Annotated in this window: 17 protein-coding genes; 9 read left to right on the forward strand and 8 right to left on the reverse strand. The window is 72.0% G+C overall.

Features of this window, described 5'->3' with window-relative positions:
- The first annotated feature begins 105 nt into the window (after window positions 1-105).
- The 3 genes from MQV74_RS29775 (at window position 106) to MQV74_RS29785 (ending at window position 2,128) form a co-directional block, all read left to right on the forward strand.
- Window positions 106-1,014 carry an AraC family transcriptional regulator gene (locus tag MQV74_RS29775; protein WP_242724472.1) on the forward strand — a complete coding sequence of 303 codons (909 nt, stop codon included), beginning with the start codon at window positions 106-108 and terminating at the stop codon, window positions 1,012-1,014.
- 80 nt (window positions 1,015-1,094) lie between these two features.
- A complete protein-coding gene (locus tag MQV74_RS29780; RefSeq protein WP_242729224.1) occupies window positions 1,095-1,823 on the forward strand; it encodes an AzlC family ABC transporter permease in 729 nt (242 codons plus the stop codon).
- The gene (locus MQV74_RS29785; protein ID WP_138962162.1) at window positions 1,820-2,128 is read left to right on the forward strand and encodes an AzlD domain-containing protein; all 309 of its coding nucleotides are present in this window, start codon (window positions 1,820-1,822) and stop codon (window positions 2,126-2,128) included. Before MQV74_RS29780 ends, MQV74_RS29785 begins: the two co-directional genes overlap by 4 nt.
- Window positions 2,129-2,156: 28 nt before the next feature.
- On the opposite strand, the gene MQV74_RS29790 is transcribed toward MQV74_RS29785, so the two are convergent.
- On the reverse strand, window positions 2,157-3,122 hold the full coding sequence (locus tag MQV74_RS29790; protein WP_242724473.1) for a hypothetical protein: 966 nt from the start codon (window positions 3,120-3,122) through the stop codon (window positions 2,157-2,159).
- Between the two features lie 79 nt (window positions 3,123-3,201).
- Here MQV74_RS29790 and MQV74_RS29795 point away from each other — a divergent pair, with 79 nt between their 5' ends.
- From MQV74_RS29795 to MQV74_RS29820, 6 genes are all read left to right on the forward strand, one after another.
- On the forward strand, window positions 3,202-3,396 hold the full coding sequence (locus tag MQV74_RS29795) for a DUF3046 domain-containing protein (RefSeq protein WP_138962164.1): 195 nt from the start codon (window positions 3,202-3,204) through the stop codon (window positions 3,394-3,396).
- A 172-nt stretch (window positions 3,397-3,568) separates the two neighbouring features.
- Entirely contained in the window at window positions 3,569-4,801 is a 1,233-nt protein-coding gene (locus tag MQV74_RS29800; protein WP_242724474.1) for an AI-2E family transporter, read from the forward strand.
- A 306-nt stretch (window positions 4,802-5,107) separates the two neighbouring features.
- Window positions 5,108-6,232, forward strand: a complete 1,125-nt coding sequence (gene recA / locus MQV74_RS29805) for a recombinase RecA (RefSeq protein ID WP_242724481.1) — start codon at window positions 5,108-5,110, stop codon at window positions 6,230-6,232.
- Window positions 6,233-6,235: 3 nt separating this feature from the next.
- Window positions 6,236-6,958, forward strand: a complete 723-nt coding sequence (gene recX, locus MQV74_RS29810; RefSeq protein ID WP_242724487.1) for a recombination regulator RecX — start codon at window positions 6,236-6,238, stop codon at window positions 6,956-6,958.
- Between the two features lie 196 nt (window positions 6,959-7,154).
- Window positions 7,155-7,943, forward strand: a complete 789-nt coding sequence (locus tag MQV74_RS29815) for a helix-turn-helix domain-containing protein (protein ID WP_242724489.1) — start codon at window positions 7,155-7,157, stop codon at window positions 7,941-7,943.
- On the forward strand, window positions 7,940-10,486 hold the full coding sequence (locus tag MQV74_RS29820; protein WP_242724490.1) for an FtsX-like permease family protein: 2,547 nt from the start codon (window positions 7,940-7,942) through the stop codon (window positions 10,484-10,486). Before MQV74_RS29815 ends, MQV74_RS29820 begins: the two co-directional genes overlap by 4 nt.
- Window positions 10,487-10,587: 101 nt before the next feature.
- Here MQV74_RS29820 and MQV74_RS29825 read toward each other — a convergent pair whose 3' ends face one another.
- From MQV74_RS29825 to MQV74_RS29850, 7 genes are all read right to left on the reverse strand, one after another.
- A complete protein-coding gene (locus tag MQV74_RS29825; protein WP_242729225.1) occupies window positions 10,588-11,022 on the reverse strand; it encodes a rhodanese-like domain-containing protein in 435 nt (144 codons plus the stop codon).
- Window positions 11,023-11,036: 14 nt separating this feature from the next.
- On the reverse strand, window positions 11,037-11,588 hold the full coding sequence (locus MQV74_RS29830; RefSeq protein WP_242724492.1) for a cysteine dioxygenase: 552 nt from the start codon (window positions 11,586-11,588) through the stop codon (window positions 11,037-11,039).
- Window positions 11,589-11,658: 70 nt separating this feature from the next.
- The gene (locus MQV74_RS41410) at window positions 11,659-11,745 is read right to left on the reverse strand and encodes a putative leader peptide (protein ID WP_361832679.1); all 87 of its coding nucleotides are present in this window, start codon (window positions 11,743-11,745) and stop codon (window positions 11,659-11,661) included.
- Between the two features lie 140 nt (window positions 11,746-11,885).
- Window positions 11,886-13,670: an FAD-dependent monooxygenase gene (locus MQV74_RS29835; RefSeq protein WP_242724498.1), complete on the reverse strand. Its 1,785-nt coding sequence runs from the start codon at window positions 13,668-13,670 to the stop codon at window positions 11,886-11,888.
- 189 nt (window positions 13,671-13,859) lie between these two features.
- On the reverse strand, window positions 13,860-14,750 hold the full coding sequence (locus MQV74_RS29840; RefSeq protein ID WP_242724500.1) for an amino acid ABC transporter permease: 891 nt from the start codon (window positions 14,748-14,750) through the stop codon (window positions 13,860-13,862).
- Window positions 14,747-15,412, reverse strand: a complete 666-nt coding sequence (locus MQV74_RS29845; RefSeq protein WP_172386124.1) for an amino acid ABC transporter permease — start codon at window positions 15,410-15,412, stop codon at window positions 14,747-14,749. Before MQV74_RS29845 ends, MQV74_RS29840 begins: the two co-directional genes overlap by 4 nt.
- 92 nt (window positions 15,413-15,504) lie before the next feature.
- A complete protein-coding gene (locus tag MQV74_RS29850; RefSeq protein ID WP_242724507.1) occupies window positions 15,505-16,344 on the reverse strand; it encodes a glutamate ABC transporter substrate-binding protein in 840 nt (279 codons plus the stop codon).
- Window positions 16,345-16,386: the final 42 nt, after the last annotated feature.

The raw sequence follows: 16,386 nt of genomic DNA on the forward strand, positions 1-16,386 counted from the left end.
CCGCCCGGCCGTGCCCAGTGCGCCGGGGCCCGGCCGCCGAGCCGGTGCCGCGGGCCGGTGCCGCGGGCCGGGAAACGGTTTGCGCCACTGGCGCAGAATGGCGGCATGACAGGTTCGGCTGAGCGGGCGCGGCACTGGACCTACGCCGAGCTGCCCGGCGTCGACCTGCTGCGGGCCCGCTACGTCCGCAAGACCTTCGCGCGGCACACCCACGAGCACTTCGTGCTGGCCGCGGTCACCGAAGGCGTCGACGTCTTCCACCACACCGGCGCCGACCGGCACGCGGGCCCCGGCATGCTCGCCCTGATCAACCCCGACACCTCGCACACCGGGCGGGGCGGAGGGCCCGAGGGCTGGCGGTACGGCGCGGTGTACCCGGCGCCGGAGCTGGTCGCGGCCATCGCCGCGGAGACGACGGCCCTCCGCGGCACGCCCGGCTTCGTTCAGCCGGTGTTCGAGGACGCGTACGCGGTGGCCCTCGTCCACCAGGTGCTGCGCGCCGCCGAGGAAGGCAACGCCCTGGCCGCCGACACGTTCCTGCGGATCACCGTGACCCGGATGCTGCGGCTCAACGGCGGCGCCCTGCCCGAGCGGGCCGTGCGGTCGGCGGGCCACCGCGTCGCCGCACGCGCGCGTGCCGTGCTCGAAGAGCGCCTCACCGACCCGCCGAGCCTGGACCGGCTGGCCGCCGACCTCGGCGTCGGGCCCTTCGCCCTGCTGCGCGCCTTCCGTGACGCGTACGGCATGCCGCCGCACGCCTGGCTCACCGACGCGCGCGTGCGCCGCGCCCGCCACCTCCTGGACGCCGGTACGACGCCCGCCGACGCGGCCGTGGCCGTCGGCTTCACCGACCAGCCGCACCTCAACCGCCACTTCACCCGCATCGTGGGCGTGCCCCCGGGCGCGTACCAGCGGGAGCGCAAGAACGTACAAGACCGTCCGGGCGGGCTCCTCGTAGCGTCCTCGGCGTGGCAGAACGAACATCACCCGCAGACATCACCAGCACGGACATAGCCGGGGGCGTCGACCCTCTCGACGCCCCCGCGGACGAGGTGGCAGCCCCCGCGGACGAGGTGGCAGCCCCCGCGGACGAGGTGGCAGCCCCCGCAGTCGATGCGGAGACCGTCTCGGACCGTCCGGACTCCGCCGTCGTCCGTGACGCTCTTGGCGTCGGCATCGCCGTCGGCCTCTCGGGATTCGCCTTCGGCGTGACCTCGGCGGGCAGTGGCCTCACCGTGCTGCAGACCTGTGCACTGAGCCTTCTGGTGTTCACGGGGGCCTCCCAGTTCGCCCTGGTGGGCGCGCTCGCCGGGGGCGGGAACCCGTTCACCGCTGCGGCGGGCGCGTTCTTCCTGGGCGTGCGCAACGCGTTCTACGGGCTGCGGCTCTCCCAGTTGCTGGCCCTCCCGCGCGCGGTGCGGCCGTTCGCGGCCCACTGGGTGATCGACGAGACCGCGGCTGTGTCGCTCGCGCAGCGCGGACGGCGGAGTGCCCGCATCGGCTTCACCGTGACGGGGCTCAGCCTCTACGCGCTGTGGAACCTGACCACCCTCGCGGGCGCGGTCGGCGCCGAGGCGATCGGGGACACCGACGCCTGGGGCCTCGACGCCGCGGGCCCCGCGGTCTTCCTCGCCCTCCTCGCACCGATGGTCCGTACCGCCCAGGAGCGCACGGTCGCCGCCGTCGCGGTCCTCCTGGGACTCGGACTGCTGCCCGTGCTGCCCGCGGGCGTACCGGTCCTGGCGGCCGCGCTCGCCGTGCCGATCGTCCTCTACGGAGAGGGCCTCCGCGCCCAGCGCACGACCCAAAGGGGCGACCGTTGAACATCTGGACAGCCATCGCCGTGACCGCCGTCAGCTGCTACGCGGTCAAGCTCGCGGGGCTCCTGGTGCCCGCCGGAGCCCTGGAGCGGCCGCTCGTGAAGCGCATGGCCGCCCTGCTGCCGGTCGCGCTGCTCGCCGCCCTCACCGCCCAGCAGGCCTTCGCCGACGGCCGGACCCTGGTGCTCGACGCCAAGGCCGCGGGGCTCGCGGCGGCCGTCGTGGCGCTGCTGCTGCGCGCGCCGTTCCTGGTCGTCATCGCCGCCGCCGTCGCCGTCACGGCGGGCGTGCGGGCACTCACGGGGTGACGGCCGGGCCGCCACCCCGGGGACCGGCTCAGCCGATCGGCCGCCCGTGCGCGGCGAGCGTGCGCAGGGCCTCGATCGTCACGATCGGCCGCCACTCCAGGGCGGTGCCCGGAGCCCACTGACGCCACCGGATCGGCCAACCGCCGTCTTCTTGCTGGTCGTTCACGAGGAAGTCCAGGGAGCGCGCCATCTCCTCGTCCGTGAACCAGGCGCGGGCGAGCGAGTCCGGGGACTTCGCGAAGTCGTGGGCGAAGTGGTGTTCACCCGGCGCGTACCCCTCGGGCACCGGATACGCGTCGGCCCGCTCCGGCTCCAGGGCCACGAGGCGCTGCTCGCGCACCAGACGGCCGAGCCGGTCGGCCGCCGCCTCCGCGCGCGGGCGGTCCGGCGCGCCGTCCAGGAAGGCGACCGCAGCCTGGACCTCGTACGGATGCGACTTCTCCAGGGACTCCACGGCCTGCCAGCAGAAGTCGGTGGCCCGGAACAGCCAGGCGTGCCAGACCTCGTTGCGGTGCAGCAGGCCCACCACGGGCCCGGTGGCGAGCAGCTCGCTCGGCGGGTCGTCCACCACGGGCACGAACGGCGCCAGGGGGTAGCCGCGCTGGCTCGGATGGATCGCCGGCAGGGCGCCGTCGGCCGTCGACACCGAGGTCAGATAACGGCACACGCGCTCCACCCGCAGCCCGCCGCAGCGGCCGATGGAGTCCAGGACCCGCAGCGCGTGACCGGTGTGCAGCGGCTGGCTGACGGGTCCGCGCAGATCGGGTTCGAGCGCGTGGCCGTACCCACCGTCCGCGTTGCCGTACGCGGCCAGCGCCGTTTCCACCGTGTCGGCGCCGTCGGCGCTGTCCGTGCCGTCTGTGCCGTCTGTGCCGTTCAGGAAGTGGTACGCGAAGCGTCGCTGTTCGAGGACGCGCGCGGTGAGCCAGACGAACTGTTCGGCGCGCGCGAGCGGGGAGGACGCGGCGTGCGGGGACGCTCCGTTTTCGGCCATGTTCCGACGGTAGGGCGGAATGCGCCGCCGACAAGCCCTCCGGGCTCGGCTGCACTCTCAGGGGCGCGATACTGGACGCATGCGGTTGACGGTCTTCTGGCAGCGAATGGCAGCCCACTTCGGCGCGGGGTACGCGGACTCCTTCGCGCGCGACCACGTGATGTCCGAGCTGGGCGGACGGACGGTGCACGAAGCACTGGACGCGGGCTGGGAGGCGAAGGAGGTCTGGCGGGCGGTGTGCAAGGCCGTGGACGTACCGGCCGAAAAACGCTGATCCACGGAGGCGACGAGACGTCCCTCCAGGGGCCGGGAGGTGTCCCCGGGGCGAGCACACGGAGCCCCGCGCGGGCGCACGGAGTCCGCGGCGCCGCGTGCGGGATGTGAGGAGCGCCGCGAACAGGCGGGGGCGACGGCCGATCGCCGCCTCCGTGGGCGAGACTGGCACGGTGGCACCCACAGACGACACCGCGCAGATCACCTCCGAGGCCATGACGCCGCCCGGCACCACGCCGCCCGCCCAGCCCCCTGCCGGGGCCGAGCAGGGACGTGGCGCGGGCATGCCGCGCTGGCTGCCGCGTGCCATGGTGCTCGCGCTCGCCCTGGTCGCCTGTTTCCAGCTCGGCAGCTGGGCCTTCCACCAGCTGACCGGACTGCTGATCAACATCCTGATCGCGTTCTTCCTGGCGCTCGCCGTCGAGCCCGCCGTGAGCTGGATGGCGGCGCGCGGGCTGCGCCGGGGCCTGGCCACGGGCATCGTCTTCCTCGGCGTGATCATCGCCACCGCGGGCTTCATCACGATGATGGGCTCGATGCTCGCGGGCCAGATCGTCGACATGGTCGAGGACTTCCCGGACTACCTGGACAAGGTCATCCGCTGGATCAACCAGACCTTCGACACGGACCTGTCCCGCGTCGAGGTCCAGGACAGCCTGGTCCACTCCGACTGGCTGCGGAAGTACGTGCAGAACAGCGCGAGCGGCGTCCTGGACGTCTCCGCGCAGGTGCTCGGGGGCCTCTTCCAGCTCCTGACGATCCTGCTGTTCTCGTTCTACTTCGCCGCCGACGGGCCCCGGCTGCGGCGCGCGCTGTGCTCCGTGCTCCCGCCCGCCAAGCAGGCCGAGGTGCTGCGCGCCTGGGAGATCGCGGTCAACAAGACCGGCGGCTACCTCTACTCGCGCGGCCTGATGGCACTGATCTCCGGGATCGCGCACTACATCCTGCTGCAGATCCTCGAAGTGCCCTACGCCCCTGCCCTCGCGGTGTGGGTGGGCCTGGTGTCGCAGTTCATCCCGACGATCGGTACGTACCTGGCGGGCGCCCTGCCGATGCTGATCGCCTTCACCGTCGACCCTTGGTACGCGGTGTGGGTGCTGGGCTTCGTGGTCATCTACCAGCAGTTCGAGAACTACGTCCTGCAGCCCAAGCTCACCGCCAAGAGCGTGGACATCCACCCGGCGGTCGCCTTCGGGTCAGTCATCGCGGGCACGGCGCTGCTCGGCGCGGTCGGCGCCCTGATCGCCATCCCGGCGGTGGCGACGCTGCAGGCGTTCCTCGGGGCGTACGTGAAGCGGTACGACGTCACGGACGACCCGCGGGTGCACGGACACCGCCGCCGCGGCGGCACGCCCCTGCTCGACCGGCTGCGGCGTGCGCTGACGCCTCCGGGGCGCGAGGGCTGAGGGCTCCGCCGGGCCGCGTTCCGCCGGACTCCGGCGGCTGAAGCACGGGTTCCGCTCATGGGTCGACCCGTCGGGCGCGCCTGGCGTGGTGCGCTTGACAGCAAAATCGAACATCCATTCTTATGGGGGCTCCGGCGGCGTCGTACCGGGGGTTCGCGGGGGGATTCCCGGGCACGCCGGTGGTTTTCGACGGGCCGAGGGGCCTGAGTTATCCACAGGCCGGACGGGCGTCGGGGCGCATTGTCAGTGGCAGGCGTTAGCGTCTTTGACGTGAAGCGATCGACTCAAGCAAACCGGGTGGAACCCATGGCAGGAACCGACCGCGAGAAGGCGCTCGACGCCGCGCTCGCACAGATTGAACGGCAATTCGGCAAGGGCGCGGTCATGCGCATGGGCGAGCGGTCGAATGAGCCCATCGAGGTCATCCCGACCGGCTCGACCGCGCTCGACGTCGCGCTCGGTGTCGGCGGCATCCCGCGCGGCCGCGTGGTGGAGATCTACGGCCCGGAGTCCTCCGGTAAGACGACCCTCACGCTGCACGCCGTGGCCAACGCGCAGCGGGCCGGCGGCGCCGTCGCCTTCGTGGACGCGGAGCACGCCCTCGACCCGGAGTACGCGAAGAAGCTCGGCGTCGACATCGACAACCTCATCCTGTCCCAGCCGGACAACGGCGAGCAGGCCCTCGAGATCGTCGACATGCTGGTCCGCTCCGGCGCGCTCGACCTGATCGTCATCGACTCCGTGGCGGCCCTGGTGCCCCGCGCCGAGATCGAGGGCGAGATGGGTGACTCGCACGTGGGTCTGCAGGCCCGTCTGATGAGCCAGGCCCTGCGGAAGATCACCAGCGCGCTCAACCAGTCGAAGACCACCGCGATCTTCATCAACCAGCTGCGCGAGAAGATCGGTGTGATGTTCGGCTCCCCGGAGACCACGACCGGTGGCCGCGCGCTGAAGTTCTACGCCTCGGTGCGCATGGACATCCGCCGCATCGAGACCCTGAAGGACGGCACGGACGCGGTCGGCAACCGCACCCGCGTCAAGGTCGTCAAGAACAAGGTCGCGCCCCCCTTCAAGCAGGCCGAGTTCGACATCCTCTACGGCCAGGGCATCTCCCGCGAGGGCGGCCTGATCGACATGGGCGTGGAGCACGGCTTCGTCCGCAAGGCCGGTGCCTGGTACACGTACGAGGGCGACCAGCTCGGCCAGGGCAAGGAGAACGCCCGCAACTTCCTGAAGGACAACCCCGACCTCGCCAACGAGATCGAGAAGAAGATCAAGCTGAAGCTGGGCGTCGGCGTCCGGCCGGAGAGCACCGAGAGCGAGCCCGCCGCGGACCCGGCGGCCGAGGCACCGGCGGCCGACGCCGCCAAGACGGTGCCCGCTCCGGCGGCGAAGGCCACGAAGTCCAAGACCGCGGCGGCCAAGAGCTAGGCCGTGACGCGACGTACCGACTGGGCGGAGCACACGGACCCCTCGGGAGGCGGCCACTGGAGTGGCGGCGGACCGGAGGGGGCGGGTGCCGATGCCGACGGCCCGTGGAGCGGCGACCAGGAGGGCCGGGGCGGCCGTCGCCGTCGGCGGCGCGGCGGCTTCGGCGGCCATCAGGACAGCGGTTCCCCGTCCTCGTCGAGGGCCGAGAACGGGGAACCGCCTTCGGGGGATCCCGCTGAGCGGGCGCGGGGCATCTGCTTGCGCCTGCTCACCGGGACGCCCCGCACGCGCAAGCAGCTGGCCGACGCCCTGCGCAAGCGGGACATCCCCGACGACGTGGCGGACGAGGTGCTGTCCCGCTTCGAAGAGGTCGGCCTGATCAATGACGAGGCCTTCGCGGACGCCTGGGTGGAGTCCCGGCACCACGGCCGGGGCCTCGCCCGCCGGGCCCTGGCGCGCGAGCTGCGGACCAAGGGCGTGGACGCGACCCTGATCGACGAGGCCGTCGGCCAGCTCGACGCGGAGCAGGAGGAGGCCACCGCCCGCGAGCTCGTGGCCCGCAAGTTGCGCTCCACCCGTGGCCTGGACCGCGACAAGCGGCTGCGCCGCCTCGCGGGCATGCTCGCCCGCAAGGGATATCCGGAGGGCATGGCGCTGCGCGTGGTCCGTGAGGCGCTGGAGCACGAGGGGGAGGACACGGAGGACCTCGGGTACGAGGGCCTCTGAGCGGTCGCCGGACCCATCGGAGCCGCGGCCTCGGGAGGACCTCTGAGGGTGAGGTCCGACGTGCCTCCGGGGGCGGCCTCCGGGCCGGGGTCCCGGGCGAGCCCTGGCGCGAGATCCCGTAGGGGGGTTAACCCCCCATGCAAGACGCCTGGTCACCACCGTGCACAGGAACCTGTGCACAGGCGACTGTGTACGCATGGTTCATCACCAGGGCAGAAGCGAGGGGCGAGCCCCCAGCGGGGCCGCGCAAGCCGGTCCGGCCGCGGAGTCCGGTGCCGCCGTCGGGTCCGGCGGCGCCGGGGCCGACGAGACCGGTCGCGCCCGGGCCGACGGCACCACGCCCGTTCCCGAAGAGCTGAGTGACCTGAAGGTCCTCAAGGCGCTGGCGCAGCCCCGGCGGCAGCAGATGCTCCAGCACCTGACCGTGCACGGGCCCGCCACGTCCGCGACCCTGGCCCGGGCCCTGGGCCTCAACACCGGGGCGACGAGCTACCACCTGCGCGAGCTCGCCCGGTACGGCTTCGTCGAAGAGACGGACGGCACCGGGCACGGGCGCGAGCGCTGGTGGCGCGCGGTGCCCGGGGACCGGCGCTTTCCCCCGCGCAGCAGGCAGAACGCCGAGACGCGCCTCGTCATGGACGAGCTGAACCACCTGTCGTACGCCGCCGACCTGGAGCTCTTCGAGCGGCTCCAGCGCGAGAGCGGCGGCTCCGAGGACGAGTGGGCCGACGCCTACCCGTATTCGCGCGGCACGATGCGGCTGACGGTGGCCGAGCTGCGCGACTTCTTCGAGGAGTACATCGCCCTCCTCAATCGCTACAAGCGCTCCGACGCAGACACCCCGCCCGGGGCCCGCACCGTCCTCACCCGCCTCCTGGCCTTCCCTGCACCGGCGGCCGGACCGGCAGCCGCGCCGACGGACGCCGGGGCAGCCGTCCCTCCGGGCACTCCCGATGACAACAGAAGAGAGACCGAGACCTCATGATGCTGCGCTACGCACTACAGACGATCCGCGACCGGAAGGGCGGGTTCCTGGGGGCCTTCGTCGCGTTGATGTGCGCCGCCGCGCTCATCACGGCCTGCGGCACGCTCCTGGAGACGGGTTTGCGCGGCACCATCCGCCCCGAGCGCTACGACGCCGCCCCCGTGCTCGTCTCCGCCGATCAAAACGTGCACCAGACCACCGTCAAGCACAAGAAGGGCAAGACGAAGGTCAAGCACAAGGCGAAGCCCATCGCCGAACGGGCCTGGCTGCCGCGCGAGGTCACCGAGCGGCTCGAGGGGGTGCCGGGCGTCGGCACGGTCGTACCCGAACTGACCTTCCTGGCGCAGCCGTTGACGCCCGAGGCCAGTGACCCGGACCGTCCCGCGTACGGGCACGCCTGGTCGTCGGCCTCCCTCGCGCCCTTCCGGATCGTCGACGGCCGCGCCCCGCGCACCGCGGCGGACCTGGTCGTCGACCGCGGCCTCGCCGAGCGCGCCCGCCTCAAGCCCGGTGACCGGCTCACCGTCCAGTCGACGCGGGCTCCGCGCACCTACCGCGTCTCGGGCATCGCCGCCCCGGACGGCGGCGGGAAGGCCCTCGCGCACCAGACCTCCCTGTTCTTCTCCGACCGCGAGGCCGAGCGACTCGCCGCCCACCCCGGCCGGGTCACCGCCCTCGGCGTCCTGCCGGCCGACGGCACGTCCGCACAGGAGCTCAAGGCGGCGGTCAAGAAGGCCCTCGACGGTACGACCGCGCAGGTCACCAGCGGTGACGGCCGTGGCTCCGTCGAGTTCCTCGACGCGGCGGGCGCGCGGGTGAAGCTCGTCAGCATGGGCGGCGCGATGGGCGGGACGTCGCTGCTCGTCGCCGTGCTCGTGGTCGTCGGCACCTTCGCCCTGTCCATCCAGCAGCGCTACCGCGAACTCGCCCTGTTGCGGGCCATCGCCGCCAGCCCGAAGCAGCTCCGCAAGCTCCTCGGCCGTGAGGCGCTCCTCGTCGGGGCGGCCGCCGGAGTGCTCGGCTCGCTGGCGGGCATCCCGCTCGGAGGGCTGCTGTACGGGAAGTTCATCGACGAGGGAGTGGTTCCGGCGACGCTCGACCGGGTCGTCAGCTTCTTCCCGCCGCTCGTGGCCGTCGCCGCGACGCTGTTCGGTGCCTGGGCGGCCGCGCGCGTCTCCGCCCGCCGCATCGCCCGCATCCGCCCCGGGGAGGCCCTGGCCGAGGCGAGCATGGAGCGCACGAAGCTCTCCTGGGTGCGCATCGCCGCCGGTCTGCTCCTCCTCGCGGGCGGTGTCGTCCTCGTGCTGGTGCTCAGCGTGCTGCGGACCGAGCCCGCGTCGACTCCCGTCACGTTCCTGGCCGTGGTGGTGCTCGCCTCGGCCGTCGCCCTGCTCGGCCCGCTCGTCGTCAGGGCGTCGGCCGCCGTCCTCGGCCGCGTGCTGCGGCTCACCGGCCCGGTCGGGCGGCTCGCGCACGCCAACCTCCGGGGCAACGCCGCCCGCATGGCCGCCGCCGTCACCCCGCTGGTGCTGCTCATCGGCATGACGTGCACGGTCCTCTTCACGCAGCCCACCCTCACGGCCGCCGCCCGTGCCGAGGCGCGCGACGGCGTCCGAGCGGACTGGTCGCTCGCCGCGCAGGGCCCCGGCGTACCGGCGGCGGCCGCGCGGCGGCTGCGGGCGGCCGAAGGCGTCGAGGCCGTCACCGAGGTCGTCCGCACGACCGTGCGTGTCGGACTCGACAAATACCCGGCGCAGGGCGTGACTCCGGCGGGCCTCACCCGCACCTGGGACCCGGACGTCACAGCGGGCTCGCTGGCGTCCTTCGGCGCGGGTGACATCGCCGTCAGTGAACTCGCCGCCGACCGGCTCGGCCTCAAGCCGGGCAGCAGCCTCAAGCTCACCCTCGGCGACGGCACCCCGACCACCCTGAAGGTCAGCGCCGTCTACGCGCGCGGGCTCGGCTTCGGCGACCTGACCCTGGCGCACGACCTGGTCGCCCGCCACGTCGACAACCCGCTCGCCGCCACGGTCCTCGTCAGGAGCGACCGTACGAAGGACCAACTCGCGGCGGCTCTGCGGGAGTTCCCGAACGTGCGGGTGGATTCCCCGGACGCTGTCGACCGCCTCCAGGCCGAGCGCGGCCAGTCGAGCGCCGACGTGAACCTCCTCGCCATGGGGCTCGTGCTGGCCTTCACCGCGATCGCCGTCGTCAACACGCTCGCGATGTCGGTGTCGGAGCGGGTCCGGGAGTTCGCGCTGCTGCGCCTCGCGGGCGCCACGGGCCGCCAGGTCCGGGGGATGCTGCGCACCGAGGCGCTGTCGGTCCTGCTCATCGCGACCGCCCTGGGCAGCGGGATCGCCCTCGCCGTCCTGACCGCGTTCAGCGTCGGCATGACCGGTTCCGCCGCCCCCGTGGTCCTGCCGCTGCTGTACGTCACGGTGGTCGCCGTGGCGGGGCTGCTCGCCCTGATGGCCACGGCGCTGCCCGGCCGCGCCGCTCTGAAGCCGCTGCCGGTCACGGTCGCGTCGGCCAAGGAGTAAGGGGCGGTACGCAATGGTGGGCGCCCCTTACTCACGCTCCTACGGGAGCACGGTAAGGGGCGCCCACGCGTGCATGCGAACCCGTACGCGGAAGAGAGCAGTCACTCGGTGACGGGGAAACCGGCCGCCTTCCAGGCCTGGAAACCACCGACGAGGTCGGTCGCGTGCCGCAGCCCGAGCTGGCGCAGGGAGTGGGCCGCGAGGCTCGACGCGTAGCCCTCGTTGCAGACCACGACGATGCGCAGGTCGTGGCCGACGGCCTGCGGGGCGCGGTGGCTGCCCTGGGGGTCGAGGCGCCACTCCAGTTCGTTGCGTTCGACGACCAGCGCCCCCGGGATCAGGCCGTCGCGCTCGCGCAGCGCCGCGTACCGGATGTCGACGAGGAGGCCGCCGGACCGGTCGATCTCGTGAGCCTGGCGGGGCGTGACCCGGTCGAGGCCGCGCCGTACGCGTTCGAGGAACTCGTCTATGCCCACGGGTGCGAGCGGCTCGTCGGCGATCGCCGAGGCCGTCGGTACACCCGGGATTCCGTTCAGCTCAAGGCCCGCACTCACTGCCAGTCCTCCGGACGCTCGACGTGCTCAAGGCGTAGCACGTCACCGGTGCGGCTGTAGCGACGGATCCGTGGAAGTGGCGGATAGTACGCGTGCACGGAGACGGCGTGCTCCGTAGGGGACTCGTTGAGCACCTCGTGCACGTGGTTGCGGCCGAATGCCCGTCCCTGTCCGGCGGGCAGCCGCCGTTCGCGGTCGATGCCCTCGGTGAGTTCCAGGGTCTTCCAGCCGTCGGTGGGCAGCCGGGCGGCGAGGGAGTTCTCCTTGAGGGCGCCCGACGCGGTGGTGAAGGCGCCGACCGACTCGGCGTGATCGTGCCAGCCGGTACCGGTGCCGGGCGGCCACCCGATCAGCCAGGCCTCGCTGCCGCCGGGTCCGTCGAGGCGCACCCAGGTGCGGCCCTCGGGGTCGAGGGGGAGGGAGGCGACGAGGTCGGTGTCCGCGGCGGTGCGGCGCACGAAGTGGAGGAGGTCGGCCGAGGTGGGCGGGGCCACGCGGGAACCGGCGGGGGAGGGCAAGGGGGCAGGGCTGGAGACAGACGCTGACATGGGACCGTCCTGGGAGTTCGCGGAACGGCGCGCCGACGACGGGCGCGCGAGAAGGGTGGTGATGGCGAATTCAGCAGGACGGCTGACACACGCAGCCCGCATAGCGGACGAGGTCCATGTGGACCCTCCGCCACAAGCGGACAGCGGTGTCGGTCATGGTCCGGAGTAGACCATGACCGTGGGAAGTGGTCAACTCGCGCTCAGCATGCGGTCGGACGGTCGTTTCTGGTTCAACAGCAGCTGTCTACGGGGCCTGGGGCAGCCGCTTGACCTGGCCGGGAGGTCTGGATCGGGGGCCTACGGGGAGGGCTTCTTCGGCTCGCTCGATGGCCCGGTGGAGGGTTTCTCCCCGGCTGCTCGGCCACTCTTCGCATCCGACCCGGGCATTTCGTGGACTGTTCGGTCGGCTGCTCGGGCGTCGCCGGGCTCGCTGGCCGGCTTTCCGGGGGCGGCCCCGGCGTCCTTCGGGCCGCTGTCCTTCCTCGGCGCGCCCTTTGCCCGTCCCTTCTCCGGTGTTTCCCGCACCGCCTTGCCCAGGGCCGCCTCGGCGGCCGCGTACAGCTCCGCGGGGCGTACGCCGTTCAGCGCGGTGACCAGATGGCCGTCCGGGCGTACGAGCAGGACCGTGTGCGCCGCGGCGCCCGGGTAGCTCTCCGCGACGAGGAGCTCGGCGGGGGCCGGCAGCGCGGTCACCGCGGCGGCGAGGCGGGGCATGATCCCGGCCTTCATCCAGTGGCGCCGGTCCCACACGACGGTGCCGGGCGCCACGAGCACCACGAGGAGCTGGCTGAGGCCGAACCGGTCCCGCAGCCGTACGACGGAACCGTCGGGGGCCGTCACGGCGACGTCGGTGACCGGGGCGCCCGGCTCCGTGGCCACGAGGACCGTGGAGTCCGAACTTCCGGGGGACAGCGGCGAGTCGGCGTACGCCCCCGGCGCGCCCAGCTGGCCGCGCCCCACATGGCCGTCCGTGAGCAGCGCGTCCTGACCGCGCGCGGCCCCCGGCACGTACGAGCGCAGCCCACCGCCGCCGCGGAGCACGGGCAGCGACTGGTCGGCGGCGCGCAGACGCGCGGCCACGGCGGCGCGCCGCTCGGTCTGGTAGCTGTCCAACAGTGCGCCGCTCGCGCCGTGGTGCCAGGCGAGCGCCAGCTTCCAGGCGAGGTTGTCGGCGTCCCGGAGGCCTTCGTCCAGGCCCTGGGTGCCGACGGCGCCGAGGAGGTGGGCGGCGTCCCCGGCCAGGAAGCAGCGCCCGGAGCGCCAGCGGCGGGCGAGCCGGTGGTGGACCGTGTGGACCCCGGTGTCGAGCAGGTCGTACGGGGGAGTGGCGCCGCACCAGCCCGAGAGGGTGTCTCGGACGCGGGAGACGAGGGCGTCGGGCGTCACCAGGTCGCCGCGCGGCGGGAGCAGCCAGTCGATCCGCCAGACGCCACCCGGCAGCGGACGCGCCGTCACCTCGGGGCCCCCGCCGGGCCACGGCGGGCTCCGGTGCAGCAACGCTTCGCCGGGCCAGGGAAGTTCCGTCCGCAGGGCGGCGACCGCGTGCCGCTCGACCGCGGTGCGTCCCGGGAAGCGGATGTCGAGCAGCTTGCGGACGGTCGACCGGGGGCCGTCGCAGCCGACGAGATAGCTGCCGCGCCACCAGGTGTCCTTGGGCCCGCGCGTGTGGGCCGTGAGCCCCGAGGCGTCCTGCTCCAAGGTGTCCAGCTTGCTCTCCACCGCGATCTTCACGAGCCGCTCGTCGACGATGGCGTCCCGCAGCGCACCGGTCAGCACGTGCTGCGGCACGTGCAACGGCGAGGGCATCTCGTCACTGAACGTGAGCTGCCGCATCACCTGCTTGCGCCGCATCGACCGCCAGCCGCCCCAGCGCGCGCCCGCGTCCGGGCCCCCGAAGGACGCCCCGCAGAGGCGCTCGACGAGTGCCGCCGTGTCCTCCCGCAGGACGGCGGTCCGCGCGGGGCGCTGCTCGTCCTTGCCGGGCCCCTCGTCCAAGACCACGGTGGGAACCGAGTGACGGGCGAGAGCCAGGGCGAGCGTGAGCCCCACGGGGCCCGCGCCGACGACGATCACCGGGTCCACGGCGCACGGCCTCCTGCCAGGACTGCCCGCGAGCGCTGGACGTACGTACAGGAAATGGCAGTTGAAACCCGGTGCACGATCACAGAACGTATGCAACCCACTGCTGGTTCCTGCGTCAAGCGACGAAGGCAGTGGCGTGATCGCCACTGCCTTCGTTCTTGCAGATCATCGGGTGAGCGCCCGGGGGGCTCAGATCGTGCCACCGGCTCCAGTCGATTCGGTGCCGGCCACGGCCGCCGGAGGCAACACCACGCCGGTGGACTTCTTGGCCCGCCGCAGCCGCCGCTCCAGCCAGCTCGCGAACGTCGTGAGGGCGAAGTTGAGCGCGATGTAGATCAACGCGACGATCGTGAAGCTGGCGATGACGTTGGCGCCGTAGTAGCCGCTCATCGTGCTGACGGTCGACAGGAGTTCGGAGAACGTGAGCATGGCGCCGCCGAGCGCGGTGTCCTTCACGATGACCACGATCTGGCTGACGATCGCGGGCAGCATCGCCGTGACCGACTGCGGAAGGAGCACGGACCGCATGGTCTGGCCCTTGCGGAGACCGATGGCCTTGGCCGCCTCGGTCTGGCCCTTGGGCAGGGCGAGGATGCCCGCTCGTACGATCTCCGCGAGCACGGAGGCGTTGTACAGGACGAGACCGGTCACGACCGCGTACATGGGCCGGTCGTCGGAGGAGACGTCGCTGTACTTGGAGAAGGCCTCGTTGGCGAACAGCATCAGGATCAGGACCGGGATCGCGCGGAAGAACTCCACGATCGCGCCGGCCACGATGCGCACCGAGCGGTGGTCCGAGAGGCGCGCGATGCCGAGGACCGCACCCAGGGGCAGCGCGATGACCATGGAGTACGCAGCTGCCTTGAGCGTGTTCTCCAGGCCGGGCCAGATGTACGTCGTCCAGGCCCGGCTGTCCGTGAAGAAGGGCTTCCACTTCTCCCAGTCGAGCTGGCCCTTGTCGGAGAGGGAGCTGTAGACCCACCAGGCCACCAGGCCGAAGGCGATCACGAAGACCACCGAGTAGATGATGTTGCGCTGCTTGGCGCGGGGGCCCGGGGCGTCGTAGAGGACGGAGTTCATCGCTTGACCGCCACCTTCTTGCTGACCCAGCCGAGGATCAGACCGGTCGGAAGCGTGAGGCAGATGAAGCCGAACGCGAAGACGGCGGCGATCGCGATCGTCTGGGCCTCGTTCTCGATCATGCCCTTCATCAACAGGGCCGCCTCGGCGACGCCGATCGCGGCGGCCACGGTGGTGTTCTTCGTGAGCGCGATCAGGACGTTGGCGAGCGGTGCCACCACCGAGCGGAAGGCCTGGGGGAGCACGACGAGGGTGAGGACCTGCGTGAAGCTCAGCCCGAGCGCCCGGGCGGCCTCCGCCTGCCCCATCGGCACGGTGTTGATGCCCGAGCGCAGCGCCTCACAGACGAAGGCGGCGGTGTAGGCGGTCAGACCGAGCACGGCGAGACGGAAGTTGATGGTGTCGAAGTCCTCGGCGCCCAGACTGATGCCCAGCGTCTGGTTCAGGCCGAGCGACGTGAACACGATGATGATGGTCAGCGGAATGTTCCGCACGACGTTGACGTAGACGGCTCCGAAGCCGCGCATCAGGGGCACGGGGCTGACGCGCATGCCCGCCAGCACGGTTCCCCATATCAGGGAGCCGACCGCTGAGAGTCCGGTGAGTTTCACCGTCTCCCAGAAGGCCCCCCACAGGTCATAGCCTTCAAGAAAGTCGAACACGTTCTCCCGCGCTTCCGCGTAGAGGGACAGCTTCCGCGTAGAGGGCGAAGGGGCGCGCCGCCATGATGAGCGGCACGCCCCTCACGTCCTGCTTACTTGACGATGTCGCCGATCTTCGGGGCGGGCTCGTTCTTGTAGCTGGCCGGGCCGAAGTTGTCCTTCACGGCCTTCTCCCACGAGCCGTCCTTGACCATCGCGGTCAGCGCGTCGTTGATCTTCTTCTTGAGGTCGGAGCCCTTCTTGACGCCGATGCCGTAGTTCTCGTTGGTCATCTTGAAGCCGCCGAGCTTGAACTTGCCCTGGAAGTTCTTCTGCGCGGCGTAACCGGCGAGGATCGAGTCGTCGGTGGTGAGCGCGTCGATGGCGTCGTTCTGCAGGCCGGTCAGGCACTGGGAGTACGCGCCGTAGTTCTGGAGCTGGGCCTTGGGCGCCAGCTTCTCCTTGACGTTCTGCGCCGAGGTCGAACCGGTCACCGAGCACAGCTTCTTGCTGTTCAGGTCCTTCGGTGACTTGATCGACTTGTCGTCGGCGCGGACCAGGACGTCCTGGTGGGCGAGCAGGTACGGACCGGCGAAGTCGACCTTCTCCTCGCGCTCCGGCGTGATCGAGTAGGTCGCCGCGATGAAGTCGACGTCACCGCGCTGGAGCATCGTCTCGCGGTCGGCGCTCTTGGCTTCCTTCCACTCGATGTCGCCCTCCTTGTAGCCGAGCTTCTTGGCCACGTAGGTGGCGACGTCGACGTCGAAGCCCTCGTACTTGCCGTCCGGCGTCTTCTGGCCGAGGCCGGGCTGGTCGAACTTGATGCCGATGGTGACCTTGCCGCCCCCGCCGGAGCCCTTGTCGTCCTTGTCGTCGTCACCGCCACACGCGGTGGCCGTGAGCGAGAGCGCGAGCAGAACGGAGGCTGCCGCGGTGACCTTGCGAACCTTCATGGTGAACATCCTTCGTTTCGGCGGAGGTTGGGGGAGACGCTG

Source organism: Streptomyces sp. AN091965, assembly GCF_022698285.1.
GTDB lineage: Bacteria > Actinomycetota > Actinomycetes > Streptomycetales > Streptomycetaceae > Streptomyces.

Excerpts from the sequence above, each read along its gene's own strand:
- MQV74_RS29775 (WP_242724472.1), top strand. The coding sequence starts at position 106 with ATGACAGGTTCGGCTGAGCGGGCGCGGCACTGGACCTACGCCGAGCTG.
- MQV74_RS29790 (WP_242724473.1), bottom strand. The coding sequence starts at position 3,122 with ATGGCCGAAAACGGAGCGTCCCCGCACGCCGCGTCCTCCCCGCTCGCG.
- MQV74_RS29795 (WP_138962164.1), top strand. The coding sequence starts at position 3,202 with ATGCGGTTGACGGTCTTCTGGCAGCGAATGGCAGCCCACTTCGGCGCG.
- recA (WP_242724481.1), top strand. The coding sequence starts at position 5,108 with ATGGCAGGAACCGACCGCGAGAAGGCGCTCGACGCCGCGCTCGCACAG.
- MQV74_RS29815 (WP_242724489.1), top strand. The coding sequence starts at position 7,155 with ATGGTTCATCACCAGGGCAGAAGCGAGGGGCGAGCCCCCAGCGGGGCC.
- MQV74_RS29820 (WP_242724490.1), top strand. The coding sequence starts at position 7,940 with ATGATGCTGCGCTACGCACTACAGACGATCCGCGACCGGAAGGGCGGG.
- MQV74_RS29830 (WP_242724492.1), bottom strand. The coding sequence starts at position 11,588 with ATGTCAGCGTCTGTCTCCAGCCCTGCCCCCTTGCCCTCCCCCGCCGGT.
- MQV74_RS41410 (WP_361832679.1), bottom strand. The coding sequence starts at position 11,745 with ATGACCGACACCGCTGTCCGCTTGTGGCGGAGGGTCCACATGGACCTC.
- MQV74_RS29840 (WP_242724500.1), bottom strand. The coding sequence starts at position 14,750 with ATGAACTCCGTCCTCTACGACGCCCCGGGCCCCCGCGCCAAGCAGCGC.
- MQV74_RS29850 (WP_242724507.1), bottom strand. The coding sequence starts at position 16,344 with ATGAAGGTTCGCAAGGTCACCGCGGCAGCCTCCGTTCTGCTCGCGCTC.